Below are 21,943 nucleotides of genomic sequence, written 5' to 3'. Positions count from 1 at the left end.
CCCTCATGAGTGCTTATATCTACGACGGGCTGCGCACGCCGTTCGGCCGCCACGCCGGAGCCCTGGCTCCCGTACGTCCCGATGACCTCCTCTCCGGAGTCATCCGGACATTGCTCACGCGCGGCCCCTTCGAGCCCGGTGCCGTCGAGGACGTCGTCATCGGCTGCGCCAATCAAGCGGGTGAGGACAGTCGCAATGTGGCGCGACATGCGGCGCTGCTCTCGGGACTGCCCATCGAAACCGGCGGCGTCACGGTGAACCGGCTGTGCGGCAGCGGTCTCGCGGCGGTGCTGGACGCGGCGCGCTCCGTGATGACGGGGCAGGGGGAGCTGTTCGTCGCGGGAGGCGTGGAGAGCATGAGCCGCGCGCCCTTCGCGATGGGCAAGGCGGAGTCGCCCTACAGCCGCGAGGCTCAGGTCTTCGACACGACGCTGGGCGCGCGGTTCCCCAACGCACGCCTCGTGGCGCGCTTCGGCGGGGACACGATGCCGGAGACGGCGGACAACATCGCGAGGGATTTGGGTATCGGTCGCGAGCCGACGGACCGCTTCGCCCTGGCGTCCCAGCAGAAGTACGCCACCGCCCAGGCCCGTGGCTTCTTCTCCGGCGAGCTGGTCCCCGTGGAGCTTCCTGGGCGACGGGGCACCGTCACCACCGTGGCGACGGATGAACACCCGCGCGCGGACACGACGCTCGACAAGTTATCCACACTGAGGCCGCTCGCGGCGGATGGGGTCGTCACCGCGGGCAACGCCTCCGGCATCAATGACGGCGCGGCGGCCCTGCTCATCGGCTCCCTCAACGTGGGTGAGGATGCGGGGTGCAAGCCGCTCGCGCGCATCGTCTCGGCCGCGATTGCCGGGGTTCCGCCTCGCACCATGGGCCTGGGCCCCGTCCCGGCCGCGCGCAAGGCGCTGGAGCGGGCACGACTGACGCTGGCCGACCTGGACGTCATCGAAATCAACGAGGCCTTCGCCGTGCAGGTGCTCGGCTGCCTCAAGCTGCTGGAGCTGAGCGAGGACGACAGTCGGGTGAATCCGAACGGCGGCGCCATCGCTGTCGGTCATCCACTGGGAGCGTCGGGTGCGCGCCTGGCGCTGACGGCCGCGCGCCAGCTCCAGGTCTCTGGCGGTCGCTACGCGCTCGTCAGCATGTGCATCGGGGTGGGGCAGGGCATCGCCGCCGTCCTGGAGCGCGTCTGACGGCTCCACTCATTCCTCTGACGTTGGGAGAACCGCATGCAGGTCTACGACAAGCTCTACATCCATGGTGAGTGGGTGGCGTCCCGAGGGACGGGACACATCGATGTGCTCAGCGCCTCCACCGAGGAGGTCATGGGCCGAATCCCCGAAGGCACCGTGGAGGACGTGGACCGCGCGGTGCGCGCCGCGCGTGCCGCCTTCGACACCTGGTCCACTCGCCCCGTCGAAGCGCGCGCGGCCCTGCTGCGTCGGCTCCAGGCGGGGCTGACTGCCCGACAGGATGAGCTGGCCCGGACGATTACGGGCGAGCTGGGCATGCCCATCGCGTTGTCGAAGCCCATCCAGGTGGGCACGCCCATCGCCGTGACGGGCACCTATGTGCAACTCCTCCAGGACCTGTCCTTCGAGGAGCAGGTGGGCAACTCGCTGGTGGTGCGCGAGCCGGTGGGCGTCGTCGCCTGCATCACCCCGTGGAACTATCCGCTCCATCAGACCATCGCGAAGGTGGCCCCCGCGCTGGCGGCGGGCTGCACCGTCGTCCTCAAGCCGAGCGAAGTGGCCCCGCTCAACGCCTTCATGCTCGCGGAGATTCTCCACGAGGCTGGTGTGCCGCCCGGGGTCTTCAACCTCGTCTCGGGGACGGGCCCCCTCGTCGGTGAGGCGCTCGTGCGTCACCCCGAGGTGGACATGGTGTCCTTCACGGGCTCGACGCGGGCGGGACGCCGGGTGTCGGAGCTCGCATCAGCCACCGTCAAGCGCGTGTCCCTGGAGCTGGGGGGCAAGTCCGCGTCCATCGTCCTCGACGACGCGAACCTCAAGACCGCCGTGAAGCGGAGCGTCGGCAGCTGCTTCCTCAACAGCGGGCAGACGTGCACGGCCCACACGCGCCTGCTCGTTCCGCGCGCGCAGCATGAGGAGGCCGTGAAGATTGCAGCCGAAGTCGCCGCGGGCTTCACCGTGGGCGACCCGTTCAAGGGCGAGGCGAAGCTCGGTCCGGTCATCTCCGATGCGCAGCGCACTCGTGTACGCGAGTACATCCAACAGGGCATTCGCGAGGGCGCGAAGCTCGTCGCCGGTGGATCCGAGCAGCCCGAGGGGCTCTCGAAGGGCTACTACGTGAAGCCCACCGTCTTCGCGAACGTCACGCCGGAGATGTGCATCGCGCAGGAGGAAATCTTCGGCCCCGTGCTCGCCATCATGCCGTACGACGACGAGGACGACGCGGTCCGCATCGCGAACAGCACCATCTACGGCCTCGCCGGTGGCGTCTGGTCGGAGGATGTGGAGCGGGCGAAGCGGGTGGCTCGGCGGATGCGCACCGGTCAGGTGGACATCAACGGAGGCCGCTTCAACCCGCTGGCGCCGTTCGGTGGCTACCGACAGTCCGGACATGGCCGTGAGCTGGGCCGGTACGGACTGGAGGAGTTCCAGGAGCTCAAGGCGATGCAGCTCTGACGTTCGTCTGTCGTCCCCCCTCTCGCTGTTCCCCTCCGAATCAGGAGCCCCCATGAAGGCCGCCGTGTGTTTCGAGAAGGACGTGCTGACCATCACCGACGTGAGCTTCGAGCCGCCCAAGGCGCGCGAGCTGCTCGTCCGCATGGTCGCCTGTGGTGTCTGTCACACGGACCTGTCCGTGGTGAACGGCACCGTGAAGATGAAGCTCCCCTGTGTGCTGGGACACGAGGGCGCGGGCATCGTCGAGGAAGTAGGCGAGGACGTCACGCACGTGAAGAAGGGCGACAAGGTCGTCCTCTCGTGGGTCGCCCAATGTGGCGAGTGTTACTTCTGTCGAATCCAACGTCCGAACCTGTGTGAGCTGGGCGAGCGCATCAACGCGAGCAACCGGATGCCGGACGGCAGCTCGCGGTTGCACAAGGACTCGCGGGAGCTGAATGTCTTCTCCGCGCTCGGCGCGCTGGCGGAGTACGCGGTGGTGCCAGCGCGAGCGGCGGTGAAGCTCCCGGAGGACGCGCCGCTGGACAAGGCCGCGCTGATTGGCTGCGCGGTGACGACGGGCGTGGGCGCGGTGCTCAACACGGCGCAGATGCCGCCCGGTGGCTCGGTGGTGGTGTTCGGCACGGGCGGCGTGGGGCTGAACATCATCCAGGGCGCGGTGATTGCCGGGGCGGAGCGCATCATCGCGGTGGACGTCCACCCGAGGAAGCTGGAGTTCGCCAAGGTCTTCGGCGCGACGGATGTCATCGACGCGCGCGAGACGGACCCGGTGGCCGCCATTCGCGAGCTGACGAAGGGACGTGGCGCGGACTACGCGTACGAAGCGGTGGGCCGCAAGGAGACCATCGAGCAGGCCTACCAGTGCACGCGCAAGGCTGGCACGTGTGTCGTCGTCGGCGTGGGTAGCGTGAAGGAGCAGATCAGCCTGAACGTCTTTGTGCTGCCCCTGTTCGAGAAGCGGCTGCTCGGCTCCTGGTTCGGGACGGCGGACATCCACCGCGACATGCCCCGGCTGCTGGAGCTCTACACGCAGAAGAAGCTCAAGCTGGATGAGCTGGTGACGACGACGTACACGCTGGACCAACTCGACCGGGCCTTCACCGACATGAACAGCGGAGTGAATGCCCGGGGCGTCGTCCTCTTCTGACGCGCGGACCTCTACTTCGCGTCGTCCGCGACTCGCCAGTCCGGCCCTGGGAGCACTGCTTACGTCCGCTCCCAGGGTGGCGTGCCTCGGAACTGCTCGACGAGGAAGTCGATCATCAGCCGGACCTTGGCGGAGAGGTGTCTCCGGCTGGGATAGATGGCGAGGATGTCGATGTCCGGCAGCGAATACTCCGGCAGGACGCGCACCAGTCGCCCCGCTCGCAGGTCCTCGCCAATCAGGAAGCCGGGCTGCCATATCAGTCCACGGCCCGCGAGCGCGGCTGCTCGGACGGTGTCGCCGTTGTTGCTCTGCATCACACTGCGCATGTGCACGACCTGAGTCCTGCCCTCGGAGTCCGTGAGCGGCCACTCCTCGGCCATCGACGAGTTGCTGTATGCGACGCAGACATGCTTGGAGAGGTCGTCCAACTGCCTGGGCACACCGTGTTGGGCCAGGTACTCGGGCGACGCGCAGACCAGGTTGTGCGAAGTGGAGATTCGCCGACCGATGTTGCTCCCCGCTCCACCGCGCGAGATTCGGATGGCCAGGTCATAGCCCTCCTCGACCAGGTCCACGACACGGTCGGAGAGCGACACGTCCAGCTCGACCTCCGGATGACGCGCGAGGAAGCGCGGCCACAACGGCGCCAGATGCAGGATGCCGAAGCTCAGCGGCGCATTGAGGCGCAGGCGGCCCCGTGCCTGGACGGTGCTCGCGGATGCCAGGGCCTCGGCCTCCGCCACCTCCTCCAGGATGGTGCGTGCTCGCTCGTACAGTGCCTTGCCGCTCTCCGTCAGCGACACTCGACGTGACGTGCGGTTGAGCAGGCGTGTGCCGAGGTGTCGCTCCAGCTCGTGCACATAGCGCGTGACGTTGGCCGCCGACGTGTCGAGCGCGTCCGCTGCCTGGGTGAAGCTTCCCCGCTGGACGACGGAGGCGAAGACTTCAAAAGCACGGAGACGGTCCACGGGTACGACCTCCCATTATTCATAAAAGCTGAATGAGTAGACCAGCTTCCAACCCTTACGCCCAGGAAAGCTGAGGCGTATCTCTCTTTCATCGACGCCGGCACCTCGCCGGCCGAATCGCGGGAGAGCCAGTCATGGAACGGTTGAACGGGAAGGTCGCCATCATCACCGGAGCGAGCGCGGGCATCGGACGGGCGGCGGCGAAGCTGTTCGCGGCGGAGGGCGCGAAGGTGGTGGTGGGCGCGCGCCGCAAGGAGGAGTTGGACACACTGGTCGCCGAAATCGTCGCGGCCGGTGGAAAGGCCGTCGCGCTGGCGGGGGATGTCCGCTCCGAGGAGTACGCCCGCGCGCTGGTGGCGCTCGCGGTGCAGCGCTACGACCGGTTGGACATCGCCTTCAACAACGCGGGCGTCATGGGCGAGAGCGGCCCGAGCACCGAGATCTCCGAGAAGGGCTTCAGCGACGCGCTGGCGGTGAATCTGACGGCGGCCTTCCTCGGCGCGAAGCACCAGCTCGGGCCCATGGTGAAGCAGGGCGCGGGCTCCATCATCTTCACGTCGACGTTCGTCGGCTACAGCTTCGCCTTCCCGGGCACCGCGGCGTACTCCGCGAGCAAGTCCGGACTGGTGGGGCTGACCCAGGCGCTCGCCGCCGAGTACGGCTCGAAGGGCGTCCGGGTGAACGCGCTGCTTCCGGGCGGTGTCGACACGGCGATGTATCAGACGGTGAACGCGTCGCCGGAGTCGAAGACGTTCATCACCGGGCTGCACGCCCTGAAGCGGGTGGCCACGCCCGAGGAGCTGGCGAAGGCGGCGCTGTTCCTCGCCTCCGATGACGCGTCCTTCGTGACGGGCACCGCGACGCTGGTGGACGGCGGCGCCTCCATCACCCGCACCTGAGCATGCTCGTCAACCGACGAGGAGACGGCCCGAATCCCAAGGCCGTCTCCCGTGGACTCAGTGCCTAGAAGAACACGTGCGTGAAGCGCGCGCCGATGAACTGGCTCTTCGTCACACCCTCCGAGACAGCGACGTCGGGCTGGAACTGGAGCATCAGCGTGGACGCCTTCTCCAGCCGGATGCCCATCGTCAGCCGCAGCGACTGCACCGTGGTGCGCTTCGCGATTTCCAACTCACCCGCGGGCGTATCCAGCGTGCGCTTGCCGGACGCCTCGACGATGTAGCCCGCGCCGGTGAAGAACGTGGAGGACAGGTCCATGCCGAAGTGGAAGATGCCGCCGAAGGACGGCGCCTGGCTCATCACCAGCTTCGAGCCACCCTCCGCGCTCGGCACCAGGAACTCGTCGTTGTCGCCCTGGAAGGCCATGCTCGCCATCGCCTCCACCGTGAAGATCTTCTTGAAGCGCTGACCCGCGACCAACTGCGGGCGCACCACCCAGCGGTTCGCGCCGATGTTCACCAGCTTGTTGCTGTCGTACTGGCCCACCGGCACGGTGACGTAGGGCGTGAAGGCGAACCACGTATGGGTGTTGTCCTCGGCGTTCTGCACGAGCCCATATCCAATCGTGGGAATGTACGTGACGTCACCCACGCCCGACGCGCGCAGCGCCGTCTTCGGGGCGGACGGCGTCGCGGGGTTGCCCTGGAACACCGTCACGTCCACCACCGGGAGGCTCACGTCGAACGGGACCACGACGAGGTCGCCGAACTTGAGCACGTAGGTGGCTCGGAAGGCCGCCTGGAGTTGTGAGAAGTCACGCTCGCCGGAGGCAGATACGTGACGCAGGTACATGTTGGAGATGATGCCCCGGTGCGGCACGAAGAAACCGGCCTCGTAGTCACGCAGGTCCGCCTGCTGGGCCTGGGCACCGGTGGCCGACAGCAACGATACGAACAGGACAGTGAGCAGCACGCGCTTCATGGTGATTCCCTCCCTCATTGAACGTCGACGACTTGGATTGACTCAGTAACGGAACGGCCACGCCTGGAAGTACCGGCGGACCCGCAGCCACACGCCAAACAGCCCCAGCGGCTCCAGCACCAGCACGAGCACCACCACCAGCGACAGCAACACCGTCGACTGCTGCGCGGACGTGAGCTGGTTCACCAGGGGAATCGCGCCACCCACCGTCTCCGCCAGGGGACTCAGGAAGGTGAAAGCGAGCGCGCCACTCACGGCGCCGAACACCGTGCCCACCCCACCCAACACAATCATCGCGATGTATTGGATGGAGAGGTTCAGGTCGAAGGGCGGCTCGACGGTGATGTATTGCTGCTGGAACGCGAACATCGCCCCGGCGATGCCCGCCAGGAAGGAAGACACGCCGAACGCCTGGAGCTTCGCCTGCGTCGTGCCAACCCCGAGCACCTCCGCGGCGAGGTCCTGGTCCCTCACCGCCATCATCGCCCTGCCACTGTCGGAGCGCTGGAGGTTCTTCGTCAGCCACACCGTGCCCGCGGCCAGCAGCGCGAAGACGAAGTACAGCTTCCGCTCGAAGGTGAAGCCCACCCCGCCCACCAGCCACGTCTCGCTCAGTGATGCCGCCACGCCCGCGTCGTCGCGGAACCACCAGTACATGGGCACCGCCGTGCCGCTCAGCCCGTTCGTCACCTCCGGGTACGCGAGCAGCACGTGCTGCGTGAGGAAGACGAGGCCCAACGTGACGATGGCCAGATACAAACCCTTGAGCCGCAGCGCGAAGGCGCCGATGACCACGCCCACCAGCGCCGACACGCCCCCCGCCAGCGGCAGCGCCAGCCAGAATGGCCAGCCGTGCTTCGCGCCGAGCACCGCCACCGTGTACGCGCCCAGCGCGAGGAAGGCCGCGTGCCCCAGGCTCACCTGTCCCGCGAAGCCGGTGAGCACCATCAGCGACGCGGCGCCGACGATGGCCACCAGGCCCAGGTTGCCCACCGTGAGCCACCGGGTGCTCACGAGCCACGGGTACGCCAGGGCGATGCTCAACGTCAGCACCACGCCGGCCCTCTGCCACAGGCCGGGAAAGAGCTTCAGGTCGTCCTCGTACCGAATCACCAAGGGGCGGGTTGGCATGATGTGGTCTCGCGGCGCGCCTAGACGCGGCGCACCTCGTGCTCGCCCCAGAGTCCGCGCGGACGCAGGACCAGGAAGAGAATCATCGCGGCGTAGGGGAAGACGGCGTGGAAGTTGTGGCCGAACGCGCCCAGGTGCGGATTCACATACGCCTGGGACCACACCTCCAGCAGCCCCAGCATGAACGCTGCGACCACCGCGCCCACCACCGACTCCAGTCCTCCGACGATGATGGCGGGGAAGGCGCGCAGCGCCACGTAGCCCAGGTTGGAGTCCACCGAGCGCGGGAACATCCCCAGGAAGATGCCGGCCACCGCGGCCGTCGCTCCCGCCAGGAACCACGTGAAGGCGAGCACCCGGCCCACGGGGATGCCCAGCACCAGGGCCACTTCCTGATTCTCACTGGCCGCTCGCATCGCCACGCCCATCGGGGTGCGCTGCACCAGCGCATGCATTCCAACGAGCACCAGGCTCGTCGCGCCCAGCGAGATGAGCGAGGACAGGAGCACCGTGGAGTCGCCCACCTGCACCTCGGCCATGGTGTCCCACGGCGTCGGCATGCCGCGCGTGTCGGTGCCAAAGGCGATGACGATGCCCGCGCGCAGGAGCAGGCCCAGGAACAGCGTCAGGATGATGGTGGTGAAGACGGGCCGTCCCACCATGCGCCGCAGGACGGTGCGCTCCAGCAGCGCGGCCAGTCCTCCGGTGAGGCACGCGGAGGCGGCGAGCGCCAGCCACCACGGCATCACCTCGACGAGCGCTGTCATCAGGAACGCGCCCAGGCTGAGCAGCTCGCCGTGCGCGAAGTTGAAGAGGCGGGAGGCTCGGTAGACGACCGAGAAGCCCAGGGCGATGAGCGCGTAGCTCGCCCCGAGCGCCAGTCCCGAGATGCTGAGCTGGAGCAACTGCGTCATTCGCGTGTCCTCGCGTACATCTCTTCCACCAGCGCTGAATGCAGCTCGAGCACCGCCTTGCGGCGCACCTTGAGGGAGGCCGTCACCTCGCCCGCGTCCTGCGTCATCTCGCGGGCGAGCAGCCGGACGGCGCGCACCTGCTCCACTCGCGCGAGGCTTTCATTGGCGCGTGCGACTTCCTCGTCGATGAGCTTGCGCACCTCGGGCCGCAGCGTGAGGTCCGTGTACGAGGTGAAGGCAATCTTGCGGCGCAGCGCCCAGTCCGCCACCGTCTCCGGGTCCACCTGCACCAGCGCGGTGACGAAGGCTCGACGGTCGCCAATGGCCACCGCCTCCTTGATGTACGGACTGTTCTTCAGCGCGTTCTGGATGCGCTCGGGCGACAGGTTCTTTCCGCCGGAGGTGATGAGGATTTCGCGCTTGCGGCCGGTGATGCGCAGGTAGCCGTCCGCGTCGACCTCGCCCAAATCCCCGGTGCGCAGCCAGCCCTCCGAATCACGGACCTCGGCGGTGGCCTCCGGCTTGTTGAGGTAGCCGAGGAACACGTTGGCCCCGCGCACGAGCACCTCGCCGTCCTCCGCGAGCCGACACTCCACGCCCGGCACGGTGCGCCCGACGGTGCCCAGCCGCGTTGCGCCCGGGATGTTGAGGTGGCTGGTGCCCGCGCTCTCCGTCTGGCCATAGCCCTCGTAGATGCGGACGCCGATGCTGTCGTACCAGGCGAGCAGCTCCGGAGAGATGGGCGCCGCGCCGGAGATGGGGAAGCGACAGCGCCGCAGGCCCAGGCGCTCCTGGAGCGGCCGGTAGACGAGCAGGTCTCCGATACGCCACACGAGCGAGTCCGACCAGCGGCGCTGACCGGTGCGCTCGCGCTCGCGAATCTTCGAGCCCAACCGGGTGAAGGTGTCGAAGAGGGTGCGCTTGAGCCACGAGGCGTCGCGCATCTTCACCGTCACCGCCGCGTGCATCTTCTCCCAGATGCGCGGCACGCCCAGGAACACGGTGGGGGAGACCTCGGCCACGTCGCTCTGCACCGTCTCCAGCGCCTCGCCAAAGTGGACCTTCCCTCCGACGACGAGCGGCAACAGCAGACTGAACAGCTTCTCCGCGACGTGACACAGCGGCAGGTACGAGACGACGCTGTCGTCCTGGCCCAGCCCCAACTGCGCGGTGAAGGTCGCCGAGCCCTCCAGCATGTTGCGGCTGGAGACGAGCGCGCCCTTCGGCGCCCCCGTGGTCCCCGACGTGTAGATGACCATGGCCGCCTCGTCGGGCGTGCGCCGCGCGAGCTGCTCGCGGAGCCAGCCCGGCTCGCGTTCCAGCAAGGCGCGTCCTTCCTCCAGGAAGCGCTCCCACGTGCGCAACCGGGAGTCCTCCACACCGCGCAATCCACGAGGCTCGATGACGAGCACGTGCTCGACGGAGGGCGTCTCGGCGGCGACGGTGGCGACCTTGTCGTACTGCTCCTGGTCCTCGCAGAGCACGACGCGACACCGGGCGTCGTTGAGGATGTACGCCACGTCTCCGGGCGGATTCGTCTGGTAGATGCCGACGGTGCGCGCGCCGAGCGCCTGGGTGCCCAGGTCCGCGAACAGCCACTCCGGCCGGTTGTCGCTGAGGATGGCCACCGAGTCTCCGGCGCGCACACCCAGCTCCCACAGCATCCGCGCCGCCTGGCCGACGCGCTCCAGGTAGCCCTGGAAGGACAGCTCATTCCAGATGCCCAGCCGCTTCTCGCGGATGGCGACCGCGTGGGGGTGCTGCTCCGCGCGCAGGAAGAGCTGGCCCGGCAGGCTGAGGGGAAGTGCTGCGTTCATGCCGCCACCGTCCCGCCCACGTAGGCGCTCAGGACGTGCTTGTCCTCGCGCAGAGAGGAGGGAGGTCCGTTCGCGATGACCCGGCCCCGGTCCAGCACCGTCACCTGCGTGGCCAGGTCCATCACGAAGCGCAGCTCGTGACCGATGAGCACCTGCGTCACCCCCAGCTCGTGACGGATGTCGAGCAGGTGGTTCGCCATGTCCTCCGTCTCTTCTTGATTGAGTCCCGCCGTGGGCTCATCGAGCAGGAGGAGCTTCGGCTCCATGCACAGCGCGCGGCCCAGCTCCACGCGCTTGCGGATGCCATAGGGCAGCACCGACACGGGCATCCACCGGTAGTGCTCCAGGTTGAGGAAATCGATGACCTCCTCGGCCTTCTCGCGGTGACGGACCTCCTCCGCGCGCGCCCCTCGCGTCCAGAACAGGTTCCTCAACAGCCCCGTCCTGTATTTCGGGTGACGACCGAGCAGCAGGTTCTCCAGCACCGTGAGGTGCTCGAAGAGGGCCAGGTTCTGGAACATCCGCGCCACACCGCGCCGGGCAATCTCAGGCGGCTCCAGGCCCGCGAGCGGCTGGCCTTCCAGCTTCACGCGGCCCTCCATGTGACGATGGATGCCGCTGATGCAGTTGAAGAGGCTGCTCTTGCCCGCGCCGTTGGGGCCAATCACGGCGTGCAACGCGCCCGCCTCGATGGCGAACGAGACGCCATCCAGGGCCCGCAGCCCGGAGAAGGAGAGGCCCACGTTGTCGAGCTCCAGCAGTGCCATTCCTCACCCTTCACGAAAGCCAGCGCCGCTTGCGCCGATACCGCTTCAGCTCGTGGTAGCCGCGCTGCCCCTCGCGTCCGAAGCCCAGGTAGAACTCCTGCACGTCGGGGTCCTCGCGCAGCTTGTCCGCGGGGCCGTCCAGCACCACCTTGCCCGTCTCCAGCACGTAGCCGTGGCTGGCCAGCGTCAGCGCGACGCGCGCGTTCTGCTCCACCAGCAGCACCGCGACTCCCTCGGCGCTGATGCGCTGAATCAGCTCCGACACTTCGCCCACTGCCTTGGGCGACAACCCCAGGAAGGGCTCGTCCAGGAGCAGCACCTTGGGCCGTCGCATCAGCCCCCGGCAGATGGCCAGCAACTGCTGCTCTCCACCGGAGAGGTAGCCGGCCTTCTGTCGCCGCCTTTCGCGCAGCACGGGGAAGCGCGTGAAGGCGGACTCGACCAATTCCTTGCGGGCCTGGGCGCCCATGCCGAAGCCGCCCGCGAGCAGGTTCTCCTCCACCGACAGCTCGCCGAGGATGCGCCGCCCTTCGAGCACCTGCACCACGCCCGCGTGCACGCGCCCGTCGGCGGGCAGGGTCAGCAGGCTCTGTCCGGACAGCTCCACCTTGCCCTGGGTGATGGCGCCGTCGTGCAAGTCCAGCAGGCCGCTGATGGCGCGCAGCGCGGTGGACTTCCCCGCGCCGTTGGGGCCGAGGAGGGCCACCACGCCCTGGTGGGGGACCTCCAGGGTGATGCCCCGGAGGGCTCGCACCGCCGAGTGGTAGACGACCTGGAGGTTCTGCACGCGCAGCAGGGCGGGACTACTTGCTGTCATCGGCGGCCTTCGCGGCGGAGGCCCCCAGCGCCTTCGGCGGCGCCAGGCCAGCGACGACACTCCAGCTCCCCTGGTCCAGCACGGGCTTGAGCACCCGCGCCGAGACGGCCGTCTCGTAGGGGAACCGGGACAGGTCCACCGGCTCCGCCGTCATGCCGCCCGCCGTGGTGCGGGTGATGCCCTTGAGCGCCTTGAGGTAGCCGGCCCGCGTGACGTCCTTGGCTTCGATTGCGGCCTTGAGCGCCTCGATCTGCACGCGGCCCTGGACGTAGGAGGACAGCGTGTAGAAGTCCTTCGGCGTGTTGGGGTACTTCTCCACCAGCGCGAGGAAGTCCTTCATGCCGGGCACGTCGTCGCCCCAGAAGGTGAGCCCCGTGGCCCAGTAGAAGTGGGCGAAGACGGCGGCGGGGATGACCTTCGCGTCGAAGAAGCGGTCCACCCACGCGGGCGTCTGGCCCACCCAGGTGGGCTGATACTTGAGCTGCGCGGCCGTGCCCAGGATGGGCCCCGAGGCGCTCGGCAGCACCGTGAGCAACACGTAGTTGGCGCCGGACTGCTTGAGCGCGGTGATGATGGCGGCGAAGTCCTTCTGTCCCGGCGCGACGCTCTGCTGCGAGACGATGGTGACGCCGTGGTGCTTCGCGGCCTCGCTCCAGCCGTCCAGCCCGTCCTTCCCGTAGTCGTCACCCTGCGCGACGATGGCTGCCTTCACCTTGTCCGCGCCGCCCGCGTGCTCCACGGCCCAGTCCATGGCCCGCATCGCCTCCATCTTGTAGGAGGCGCCAATGGGCGGCGTGTACTGGTGCCGCGCCATCTCCGAGGACTGCGACGCGGGGAAGGCGACCAGGTTGTCCGCCGTCATCTTGTCGCGCAAGGGCAGCGTGTTGGGCGTGCCGAAGCTGGTGCCCAGGAACAGCACGCGGTCGTGGATGTCGCTGTATGCCTGTACGGCGTTCTGCGGGTTGTAGGCGTGGTCTCGCTCGATGAGCTCGACGCGCCAGCCGGGCGGCAACAGCCCCGAGTCACCCGCGTTCACCTGCTGCGCGAGCAGCCGCTTCCCCGCGGCGAAGGGCTTGCCGATGGCGGCGCCAGGGCCGCTCTCGTCGTTGAGCGCGCCGATGTAGACGACCTTCTTCTCCAGGTCGACGCCCTTGTCTGTCTTGATGTCTGGTGCCGCCACGGGAAGCGCCTGCGCGCCCTCCGACGGTGGTGTCGAAGCCTCTTCCTTCTTGCAAGCCATCAAACAGAAAGCTGTCGCCAGGAGTCCGACCACGAGTCGTTGCATCGCACTCTCCCCGTCAGAATCGTGACGGCACAGTAGCCACACTCTCCTGGAAGAGGAAAGACAGTCACCGGTAATTCGATGGCTGTATTTCGCAGGGCGGAATGCCCTGATGGGTTGTCTTGATTGTGTTTCGCACGGCGAAAATGTTTCGGGTGATGACACATTGCGCCAGGGACACGCGGCGCCCGCGAAGCACTTTCAGGGATGCGGGGACCCCGTAGCAGGGGATGCCCGCAAGCCTCTCTGGAACGGAATTTTTCGGCGGTGATGGCGCCGCCCGCGGACTTCAATCCAGCGCGGACTCCGAGGTGACGATGCCATCCGCGTCCGCGTAGAGGCGGTGACCCGGCTTGAAGATGACGCCCGAGAAGCGCACCTCCGCGTCGCGCTGGCCTTCATTGCGCTTGGAGCTCTTGAGCGGGTGCGTGCCCAGGGCCTTCACGCCGATGGCCGTGCGGCCCACTTCCTCCGAGTCGCGGATGCAGCCATTCACGATGATGCCCGCCCAGCCGTTCTGCTGCGCGAGCAGCGCGAGCTGGTCGCCCACGAGCGCGCAGCGGCGGCTGCCACCCCCATCCACCACGAGGACGCGCCCCGAGCCGGGCTCCTCCAGGGCCTTGCGGACGAGCGAGTTGTCCTCCGGCGCGCGCACGGTGCTGATGAGGCCGGAGAACGTGGTCCGCCCGCCGTAGTCGATGAAGCCGGGCTCGGCGACCTGGAAGTGGGCCGTGCCCGAGTGGGTGTCACACAGGTCCGCCGTCTTGAAGTCCATGAGTGTCTCCTCCGGTCCTCGGGTCCACCGTCACATCGCTGTATCACCGCGCCGTCCAGGTCCTTGATGCCCCGGCCCCATCCAGATGTGGGTCCTGCTGTGATTTTCCAGGGATACGTTGCCGACGTCTCAACGCGACGTGTCCATAACCGGCACTCGACAGGACGGAGAAGCGGCGAGCATGGGGGCAGGCGAGAGGAGCGGCGGGAGACGTGGCCGCGCGTGCTATGGAACGCGACATGAATCACGCTCACAGTCAGGCCCTGTTCGCCCGCGCGCAGGCGCGCATCCCGGGTGGAGTGAACTCTCCGGTGCGCGCCTTCCGCGGCGTCGGCGGGGACCCTGTCTTCTTCCGTGAGGGCTCCGGCGCCTGGCTCACCGACGTGGATGGCAACCGCTACGTCGACCTGGTGGGGAGCTGGGGGCCGCTCATCCTTGGCCATGCCTACCCGCCCATCGTGGAGGCCATCATCGACGCGGCCCGGCGCGGCTCGTCCTATGGCGCGCCCCATGCGGGCGAGGTGGAGTTCGCGGAGCTCATCTGCGGGACGATGCCGGCGGTGGAGATGGTGCGGCTCGTCTCCAGCGGCACCGAGGCCACGGTGGCCGCCATCCGCGTGGCCCGTGGCTTCACCGGTCGCGAGCACATCCTCAAGTTCGAGGGCTGCTTCCACGGCGCGGGGGACCCGTTCCTGGTGAAGGCGGGCAGCGGGGTGGAGACGCTGGGCCTGCCGGACTCGCCGGGCGTGCCGGCCGCGCTGGCGAAGCTCACGCTCACCGCGCCCTTCAACGACCTGGCGGCGGTGGAGCGCATCTTCGCGGAGAAGGGGAAGGACATCGCCTGCGCCATCATCGAGCCGGTGGTGGGCAACATGGGTGTGCTGGTGCCCAGGCCCGGCTACTTGGAAGGACTCCAGGCGCTCTGCCAGAAGCACGGCGTGCTGCTGGTGCTGGACGAGGTGATGACGGGCTTCCGGCTGGCGCGCGGTGGAGCGCAGGAGCTGTACGGGCTGAAGCCGGACCTGACGACGATGGCCAAGGTGATTGGCGGCGGCATGCCGCTGGGTGCCTATGGCGGTCGCGCGGACATCATGCGGAAGGTGGCGCCCGCCGGGCCGGTGTACCAGTCCGGCACGCTGTCGGGGAACCCGGTGGCGGTGGCGGCGGGGCTGGCGTGTCTCAAGGCGCTGGCGGCGCCGGGCACGTACTCGCGGCTGGAGCAGGTGAGCCGCATGCTGGAGGAGGGCTTCATCGCGGAGGCGAAGGCCGCGGGTGTGCCCGTCACCGTCAACCGCGTGGGCAGCATGCTGACGGTGTTCTTCACTGCCGAGCCGGTGTTCGACTACACGAGCGCGAAGACGTCGGACACGGGGCGCTTCGGACGTTTCTTCCACGCCATGTTGGACGCGGGCGTGTACCTGCCGCCGAGCCAGTACGAAGCGGCCTTCGTCTCGCTGGCGATGGGCGAGGCGGAGGTGGCGCACGTGCTTGGGGCGGCGAGAAAGGCCTTCGCCTCGCTTGGCCAGACCGGTTGAGCCGGCGCCCCTGGAGGGGCCCGTCCGCTTCGGTCCCTATACCCTGGTGCGCCGCATTGGCGCCGGGGGGATGGGGGAGGTCTTCCTCGCGCGTGAGGAGGCTCCGCGTCGCGCGTGTGTGGTGAAGAAGGTCCTCCCCCAGCTCATGGAGAGCCCGCAGTTCGTCGGGCGCTTCCGGGACGAGGCCCGGGTGGTGGTGCGGCTGACGCATCCGAACATCGCCCGCGTGTATGCGATGGGCGAGGTGGAGGGGCAGCTCTATCTCTCCATGGAGTACGTGCGCGGCAAGACGCTGAGCCGGCTCTCGTATCGCCTGCGACAACTGGGGCGGATGATGCCCTTGGGCATCATTCTTCATCTGGGCGAGCGGCTGTGTGAGGGATTGGCCTATGCGCACGATGCCACGGATGAAGAAGGGCACGCGTTGCATCTGGTGCACCGGGATTTGTCACCGGCGAATGTGTGTATCAGTTACGACGGCGAGGTGAAGATCATCGACTTCGGCGCGGCGCAGTCCACGCTGAAGGAGCAGCAGACGGCGCCCCGGGTGGTGATTGGGAATCTGACGTACATGTCGCCGGAGCAGGCGCGCAAGCGCTTCGTGGACCGGCGCGCGGACGTGTACGCGGTGGGCGTGTTGCTGTGGGAGCTGTGTGCATGGAAGCCGCTGTCGCAGCGGGGAGACCCGGTGGAGCGGTGGCGGCGCGCGGCGTATCCGACGTGGGAGAACGCGGGGAAGCATCGGCAGGGGCTGCCGTCGAGCGTGGATGCGTTCCTGATGCGGGCGCTGACGGCGGAGCCGGCGAATCGCTTTCCTGACGCGGCGGCGATGGGCGCGGAGCTGGCGCGATTGAAGGCGAAGCTCGCGCCGGGAGTGGGGGACGCGGAGCTGGCGCGGTTGCTCGCCATCGTCTTCCCTCGCGAGAAGAAGGCGGAGGAGACGCTGCTCGAGGAGTTGTTGCGCGAGGAGGCGAAGCGCACGCACACCGAGCCGGAGCTCGTCGCCACGCTCACGCCGCCGACGGCGCTCGCGTTCGAGCACAATGCCATCTACACGCCGGATGACTTCGTCCCGTCCGAGCGCGCCCAGGTCGGCCCGCGCCCAGCGACGGACGATGAGCCGACGCGCGCGGGTGGTGGACGCGGCCTGGATGAGGATGTGCCGACGCGTGCGGGTCGTGGAAGCGGCCCGGGGGACGATGAGCCGACGCATGTGGCTGGCGCGCGAGGCCCTGGCGAGGATGAGCCGACGCATGTCGCTGGTGGTCGAGGCCCTGGCGAGGATGAGCCGACGCATGTCGCTGGTGGTCGAGGCCCTGGCGAGGATGAACCGACGCATGTCGCTGCCAGGCGCGGCCCTGGTGAGGACGAGCCAACGCATGTAGCGGGCGGTCAGGGCCCTGGTGACGATGAGCCGACTCGCGCGGGCAGTTGGGGAAGCTCCGACGAGGACGAACCCACCGCGGTGGGCGTGCCTCCAACCGTGGACCTCCCGCGTGCCGGTGTCGACGACCCGTCGGCGACGATGCCCCTCGGCGTGGAGGACATCGCCTCGAAGACAGCACAATACGGAGCCTATCTCACGGAGTCTGGCACCCGTGGTGGCACCGCGACGCGCGCCCAGAAGGCAGCACCTCCCGTCGAAGCGACCGAGGCGCTGGATGCGGCGAAGGTCCTCGTGGCCATCGAGCAGGCGGCCTCCATGCGAGCCAGCGGCAACCGCGAGCCCCTGTTCCAGCCAGGCGCCGAGGACACGGTGACGCCCGCCATGGCGAGTCGCACGCCGCGGCGCGCACCCCGTGAGACGCAGGTGGGCTTCGGTATCGACATCTCGCAGACGGTGGCGACGGAGGCTCTGGAGGCCCGTCGGCGAGAGCTGGTGCGAGCCATCACCGGTGAAGGCGAGGCCTCCATCGTGGAGCCCGAGGTCTCCTCTGGGAGATGGCTCCAGGGCCCTCGCGTCTGGCTCGCCGTCGCGCTGTTCACGGGAGCGTCCCTGCTGGGGCTCCTCGTGGCCTGGTTCACGATGTGGCGCTGACTCAGCCGTCGACGATGAGCTGGTAGCTGAAGCCCAGGCTCACCGTGGCGGTGCTGATCCAATTGCTGGTGAAGCCGTCTCCGAACTCGTCATCATTGTCGTCCGACACCCCGCGCGCCCCGCCGCCCAGGTAGCGCAGGTTGAGGAAGGCCTCCACCTGTTGGGTGATTCGAAGCCCACCGCGCAGGGACGCATCCAGCAGCGCGCCCGTGGTGTCGGAGTTGTCATCCCCGTTGATGATGGCCGTGGGCGCATAGCTCCCATCCGCCTCGAATCCCAACCACCAACGCTCACCCAGTCCCCACTTCCCGCGCACCTTGAGCAGCGGCACGGGCCCCACGTCGCGAGTGGCCCGACGCAGGGTTCCATCCGCCGAAGTGAAGACGAAGTTCGCGTCGCGAAGTTGCAATGAAACACCCACGGACAGCTCGTGCTTCTCGGCGCCGAGCAGGTCATACAGGTAGCTGGCCCGGTAGAACGGGAAGCCGTAACGCACGTCCAGCGGCGTACCGGACGGGAAGGTGAGCGCGTCGATGCGCACGTCGCGCCGCAGGACCACCTGGGTGTCGAGCTGCAGCGGCTGGAAGAGGAAGCCCACCGTGTGGCGTCCTCCCAGCGTCAGCTCCGCCGACACCCGGTAGAAGGTGTAGAGGTTGTCCTGTCCGCCGTCCTCCGTGTACCGGAAGAGGGTGCCGTCCCGGCCCTGCCGCAGGCTGTGGGACAACACGTCGAGGAACCCCAACTCTCCCGTCAGCCGCAAGGACGTGCGCGGCTTGCGCTCCCACCACGCGTGAGCAGGAAGACTTCCAAGACAGAGCAGCACGGCGAGGACGCAGGCGTGGCGTGGCACCAAGGGTTCTCCTGTCGAGGATGGGGACGGCTCACGGAACGGCGAGCAGTGGGGGGCGCGTGGAGGCGGGCGAATTCAACGGCAGATAGAGGCGGAAGCACGTGCCGGTGCCCGGCTGCGAGTCGAGCGTGAGGTGTCCCTGATGGGATTCGATGATGCGTTTCACCACGGCGAGTCCCAGGCCGGTGCCCTTGGCCTTGGTGGTGAAGAAGGGCTCGAAGATGCGGGCGCGCACCTCGGCGGTGATGCCGGGGCCGGTGTCGCTGAACTCCACCATGACCTCGGGCGCACCCGCGGCGCGGCGCACCGCGGCCCGCAGCCGTCCTCCCTGCGGCATGGCCTGCATCGCGTTGATGGCCAGGTTGAGGAACGCCTGCCGCATCATCCGCTCGTCCACCGTCACGGGCGGGACGTCCTCCTCCAAATCCAGCTCCACGCGGACCGCGCCGGGTGACTCCGCGAGCGCCCCGCGCACCGCATCCTCCACCAGCGGCGCCAGGGGCACCGGATGAGGATGGGGCGCGGGAGGCCGCGCGAAGGTGAGCAGGTCCGCGACGATGCGGTTGAGGCGGTCCGCCTCCTCCGCGACGATATCCACCAGCGGTTCGGCGGGACTGCCCGGGCCGATGATTCTGCGGATGGAGGCCACCGAGTTGAAGATGGCGCCCAGGGGGTTTCGCACCTCGTGGGCCACCACGGCGGACAGCTCACCCAGGGCCGCCAGGCGCTCGCGCCGCACGAGCTGCTCCTGCGTCCGCGCCAGCTCCACGTAGCTGTCCTTCAAGTCCTCCACCAACCGCGCGCCCTCCAGCGCCAGCGCGAGCTGGTTGGCGATGGCGCTCGCCCGCTCGACTTCAGCGGGGGAGAAGCGTCGGGGACGGCGAGTCTCGGAGGCCACCATGACGCCCACGGGCCTGTCCCTCACCACCAGAGGCAGCACGAGGAACGCCTGCGCGGAGGAGCTCTCTCTCAGCTCCTGGTCCACCCGGACGTCGGTGATGGCGTCCTCCACCATCACCAGGTCGCGCGTCAGGTACGCCAGCCCGGTGGCGGACGCATCCGGCGCGCCCGCGGGCAGGCAGCGCCCGAGCAGCTCCGGGTGGCTGCCACTCACCGCGCGCACCTCCAGCCACTCACCCGTGGAGTTCGGCATCAGGACATACGCATCCGGTATGTCGATGATGCGAGCCAGGCTGGTGACACCCGTGGCCAGCAGCTTGTCCAGCTCCAGCGTGGTGGCCAGGGCCCGGGCCACCTCGTGCAAGAGCGCCATGTCCTCGGCGCGTCCGCGCAGCTCCTGCAACAGCCGATGTGTCTCGATGGCCGCCGCGAAGTGGGTGCCCATCGCCTGCAAGGTCTCCAGCTCCAGGGGAGTCAGGTTCCGGGACTCGCGGAAGAGGATGCTGAGCGTGCCCACGCCTCGGGAGCGCACGCGCAGGGGGATGATGACCAGCGTCTGGAAGCCGCGCTGTCGCAAGTCCTCGCGCAGCCCGTCCGAGCAGTCGTCCACCGCCACCACCAGCGGCGCGCCCTCTTGCTGGGCCTGGTTGCACAGCCCGCCCGCCAGCCACAACCGCGCGAACCGGTCCGCGTCCGCGTCTTCCAGGTCCATGCCGCGCGCGTACGCCAGCTCCATCTGGCTCTCTTGAGGCAGCAGGATGGTCACCGCGTCGCAGGCCACCAGTCCGACGATTTCCTCCGTGCCCGGCCCGAAGAAGGCGCGCGGATGGGGCGCGGACGCCGCCTCCGAGGCCAGCCGGTTGAGCGCCGCCAGCGCCGTGTTCTGCGCGGACAGTCGGGAGATGGTGAGCGCCGCGTCGAGCGCCGCGGACACCTGTGCGCCGAACAGCCGCACCGGCGCCAGCTCCTCCTCGCGCAGCCACTCCCCCGCCAGCGCCAGCATCGCGCGGGGACGACTCTCCACGTCGATGCGCACGGCGATGGTGTGCGCCGCCCCGGCCCGGGTCAGCGTGCTCCGAGCCTCATCCGCCAGGGCACCATCGAGGAACTGAGCCACCTCCATCGACAAGTCATTCGAGTAGGCCGAGCCCTCCTTCCACGCGCGGAACAGCGGCGACGGCCAGCGGCCCACCACGTCCCGCACCCACCGTCCGCTCATCATCCGCGCGTCCGCGGGCACCAACGCCGCAGGGACGAAGGTCTGTCCCAGCCGCACGCCCTCGCCCTCCGGAGACAGCCACGCGAAGGCCAGCCCCAGCTCCTCGAGCCCGGAGAACACCCGCCGCAGCACCTCGCCCTCGGTGCGAAGGGCGGGCAGCCCCGCGCCCAGCTCCGCCAGCCGCTGGAGCACGCTGCGCCTCAAACCCCGGGACGTGACGTCGCGCACCAGCGCGACCCAGTCAGGCCCGCTGGGAATGATGGTCATCTCCACCTGTCGTTCTCCCGTCGTGGTGAGGAGCGCCGCCTCGTAGGTGCTGGACACCGACTCCCCGCGCAGTCGGCGCGACTGCTGCTCCATCACCTCCGTCACGCTCGACTCCGTCAGGAGGAGCGTCGCCGGTCGACCGACGATGGACTCGCGCGGGTGCCCCACCAGGAGGCCCAGCGCCTCATTCACATACACGAAGCGGCGCTCGCGGATGACGCAAACGCCTACGGACATTTCGTCGAAGGAGCCATAGGGGGCTCCGCCTCGGATGGATGGTGTCACGGCATCCGTGACTCTTTCACCGCATGCAAGGGTGGAGAAGTGGATGCCCCGACACTTCGATGACCAGACCACAGACGCCGCCAACGACTCGCGGGTTTCCCTTACATCGCGACACGCCCGTGTCAGGGTTGAGGTGCTTCACTGGATGCGGGCGATGACAGGAAATGATGCGGGCGGGCCCGAAACCCCGGGCTCCGCCCACATGTCAGGCCATGCGCTCGTCAGCAGGGCTGGCGAGCATGCCGTCTCAGGCCGACGCGTTGGGTTTCTCCTCGGAGGCCCGGTGGTGGATTTTCTCGTACAGGCCGATGAGGTCCGCCTGGCCCAGGATGTGGCCGTCCATGGCCTTCAGCAAATCCGTCCGGGTGGGCCGGCCCAGGTTCGGCAGCACCACGTCGAGCGCGTACAGCCGGAAGAAGTACCGGTGCCGGCCGATGGGAGGCATGGGGCCCCCGTACGACTGGTGGCCGAAGTCGTTGAGCCCCACCCGCGTCCCCGGGGGCAACCCGTCCACCCGGGCTCCCTCCGGCAGCCCCTGGGCGCCCGGGGGGATGTTGTAGAGGACCTGGTGGCAGAAGATGCGCTTCGGGCGCTGGGGGTCCGGGGCGTCCGGGTCCTCGACGATGAGCGCCAGGCTCTTCGTCCCAGCGGGCGGGTTCTCCCAGTGCAGGGGTGGGGCGATGTCCTCGCCCT

Annotated in this window: 18 protein-coding genes; 6 read left to right on the top strand and 12 right to left on the bottom strand. The window is 68.6% G+C overall.

What is annotated here, in order from left to right; translation table 11 throughout:
- The first annotated feature begins 5 nt into the window (after positions 1-5).
- The 3 genes from HUW62_RS05180 to HUW62_RS05170 are packed head-to-tail and all read left to right on the top strand — an operon-like array spanning position 6 to position 3,804.
- A complete protein-coding gene (locus tag HUW62_RS05180) occupies positions 6-1,202 on the top strand; it encodes a 3-oxoadipyl-CoA thiolase (protein ID WP_163863763.1) in 1,197 nt (398 codons plus the stop codon).
- A gap of 36 nt (positions 1,203-1,238) precedes the next feature.
- The gene (locus HUW62_RS05175; RefSeq protein WP_176433743.1) at positions 1,239-2,657 is read left to right on the top strand and encodes an aldehyde dehydrogenase family protein; all 1,419 of its coding nucleotides are present in this window, start codon (positions 1,239-1,241) and stop codon (positions 2,655-2,657) included.
- A gap of 52 nt (positions 2,658-2,709) precedes the next feature.
- Positions 2,710-3,804, top strand: coding sequence for a Zn-dependent alcohol dehydrogenase (locus HUW62_RS05170; protein WP_163863761.1), 1,095 nt, complete (start codon positions 2,710-2,712; stop codon positions 3,802-3,804).
- 59 nt (positions 3,805-3,863) lie between these two features.
- Here the strand turns inward: HUW62_RS05170 and HUW62_RS05165 are convergent, their stop codons facing one another.
- Positions 3,864-4,772, bottom strand: coding sequence for a LysR family transcriptional regulator (locus tag HUW62_RS05165; protein WP_163863760.1), 909 nt, complete (start codon positions 4,770-4,772; stop codon positions 3,864-3,866).
- Between the two features lie 134 nt (positions 4,773-4,906).
- Here HUW62_RS05165 and HUW62_RS05160 point away from each other — a divergent pair, with 134 nt between their 5' ends.
- Positions 4,907-5,671, top strand: coding sequence for an SDR family oxidoreductase (locus tag HUW62_RS05160; protein WP_163863759.1), 765 nt, complete (start codon positions 4,907-4,909; stop codon positions 5,669-5,671).
- 64 nt (positions 5,672-5,735) lie between these two features.
- Here the strand turns inward: HUW62_RS05160 and HUW62_RS05155 are convergent, their stop codons facing one another.
- The 8 genes from HUW62_RS05155 to rraA form a co-directional block, all read right to left on the bottom strand.
- Positions 5,736-6,653, bottom strand: coding sequence for a transporter (locus HUW62_RS05155; RefSeq protein ID WP_163863758.1), 918 nt, complete (start codon positions 6,651-6,653; stop codon positions 5,736-5,738).
- A gap of 42 nt (positions 6,654-6,695) precedes the next feature.
- Positions 6,696-7,784: a branched-chain amino acid ABC transporter permease gene (locus HUW62_RS05150; protein ID WP_176433742.1), complete on the bottom strand. Its 1,089-nt coding sequence runs from the start codon at positions 7,782-7,784 to the stop codon at positions 6,696-6,698.
- A gap of 20 nt (positions 7,785-7,804) precedes the next feature.
- Positions 7,805-8,698 (bottom strand): branched-chain amino acid ABC transporter permease, encoded by an 894-nt coding sequence (locus tag HUW62_RS05145; protein ID WP_176433741.1) that lies wholly within the window; start codon positions 8,696-8,698, stop codon positions 7,805-7,807.
- On the bottom strand, positions 8,695-10,515 hold the full coding sequence (locus HUW62_RS05140) for a long-chain fatty acid--CoA ligase (RefSeq protein ID WP_176433740.1): 1,821 nt from the start codon (positions 10,513-10,515) through the stop codon (positions 8,695-8,697). Before HUW62_RS05140 ends, HUW62_RS05145 begins: the two co-directional genes overlap by 4 nt.
- A complete protein-coding gene (locus tag HUW62_RS05135) occupies positions 10,512-11,282 on the bottom strand; it encodes an ABC transporter ATP-binding protein (RefSeq protein ID WP_176433739.1) in 771 nt (256 codons plus the stop codon). The genes HUW62_RS05140 and HUW62_RS05135 overlap by 4 nt, the downstream gene beginning before the upstream one ends.
- Before the next feature lie 10 nt (positions 11,283-11,292).
- Positions 11,293-12,099 (bottom strand): ABC transporter ATP-binding protein, encoded by an 807-nt coding sequence (locus HUW62_RS05130; RefSeq protein WP_176433738.1) that lies wholly within the window; start codon positions 12,097-12,099, stop codon positions 11,293-11,295.
- Positions 12,086-13,384: an ABC transporter substrate-binding protein gene (locus HUW62_RS05125; protein WP_163863752.1), complete on the bottom strand. Its 1,299-nt coding sequence runs from the start codon at positions 13,382-13,384 to the stop codon at positions 12,086-12,088. Before HUW62_RS05125 ends, HUW62_RS05130 begins: the two co-directional genes overlap by 14 nt.
- A gap of 286 nt (positions 13,385-13,670) precedes the next feature.
- On the bottom strand, positions 13,671-14,156 hold the full coding sequence (gene rraA / locus HUW62_RS05120; RefSeq protein ID WP_176433737.1) for a ribonuclease E activity regulator RraA: 486 nt from the start codon (positions 14,154-14,156) through the stop codon (positions 13,671-13,673).
- 239 nt (positions 14,157-14,395) lie between these two features.
- On the opposite strand from rraA, the gene hemL reads away from it, so the two are divergent.
- Entirely contained in the window at positions 14,396-15,691 is a 1,296-nt protein-coding gene (gene hemL, locus HUW62_RS05115) for a glutamate-1-semialdehyde 2,1-aminomutase (protein WP_163863750.1), read from the top strand.
- On the top strand, positions 15,675-17,729 hold the full coding sequence (locus HUW62_RS05110; protein ID WP_176433736.1) for a serine/threonine protein kinase: 2,055 nt from the start codon (positions 15,675-15,677) through the stop codon (positions 17,727-17,729). Before hemL ends, HUW62_RS05110 begins: the two co-directional genes overlap by 17 nt.
- A 1-nt stretch (position 17,730) precedes the next feature.
- On the opposite strand, the gene HUW62_RS05105 is transcribed toward HUW62_RS05110, so the two are convergent.
- The 3 genes from HUW62_RS05105 to HUW62_RS05095 form a co-directional block, all read right to left on the bottom strand.
- Positions 17,731-18,579: a hypothetical protein gene (locus HUW62_RS05105; RefSeq protein WP_176433735.1), complete on the bottom strand. Its 849-nt coding sequence runs from the start codon at positions 18,577-18,579 to the stop codon at positions 17,731-17,733.
- A 31-nt stretch (positions 18,580-18,610) separates the two neighbouring features.
- Positions 18,611-21,250 (bottom strand): ATP-binding protein, encoded by a 2,640-nt coding sequence (locus HUW62_RS05100; RefSeq protein ID WP_368670337.1) that lies wholly within the window; start codon positions 21,248-21,250, stop codon positions 18,611-18,613.
- Between the two features lie 247 nt (positions 21,251-21,497).
- A partial coding sequence (locus HUW62_RS05095) for a YbhB/YbcL family Raf kinase inhibitor-like protein (protein ID WP_176433734.1) occupies positions 21,498-21,943 on the bottom strand: 446 nt, incomplete at its 5' end.

The sequence above is a fragment of the Myxococcus sp. AM011 genome (genome assembly GCF_013372595.1).
Taxonomy (GTDB): domain Bacteria; phylum Myxococcota; class Myxococcia; order Myxococcales; family Myxococcaceae; genus Myxococcus; species Myxococcus eversor.
This window is presented reverse-complemented; position numbering and strand designations above follow the sequence as displayed.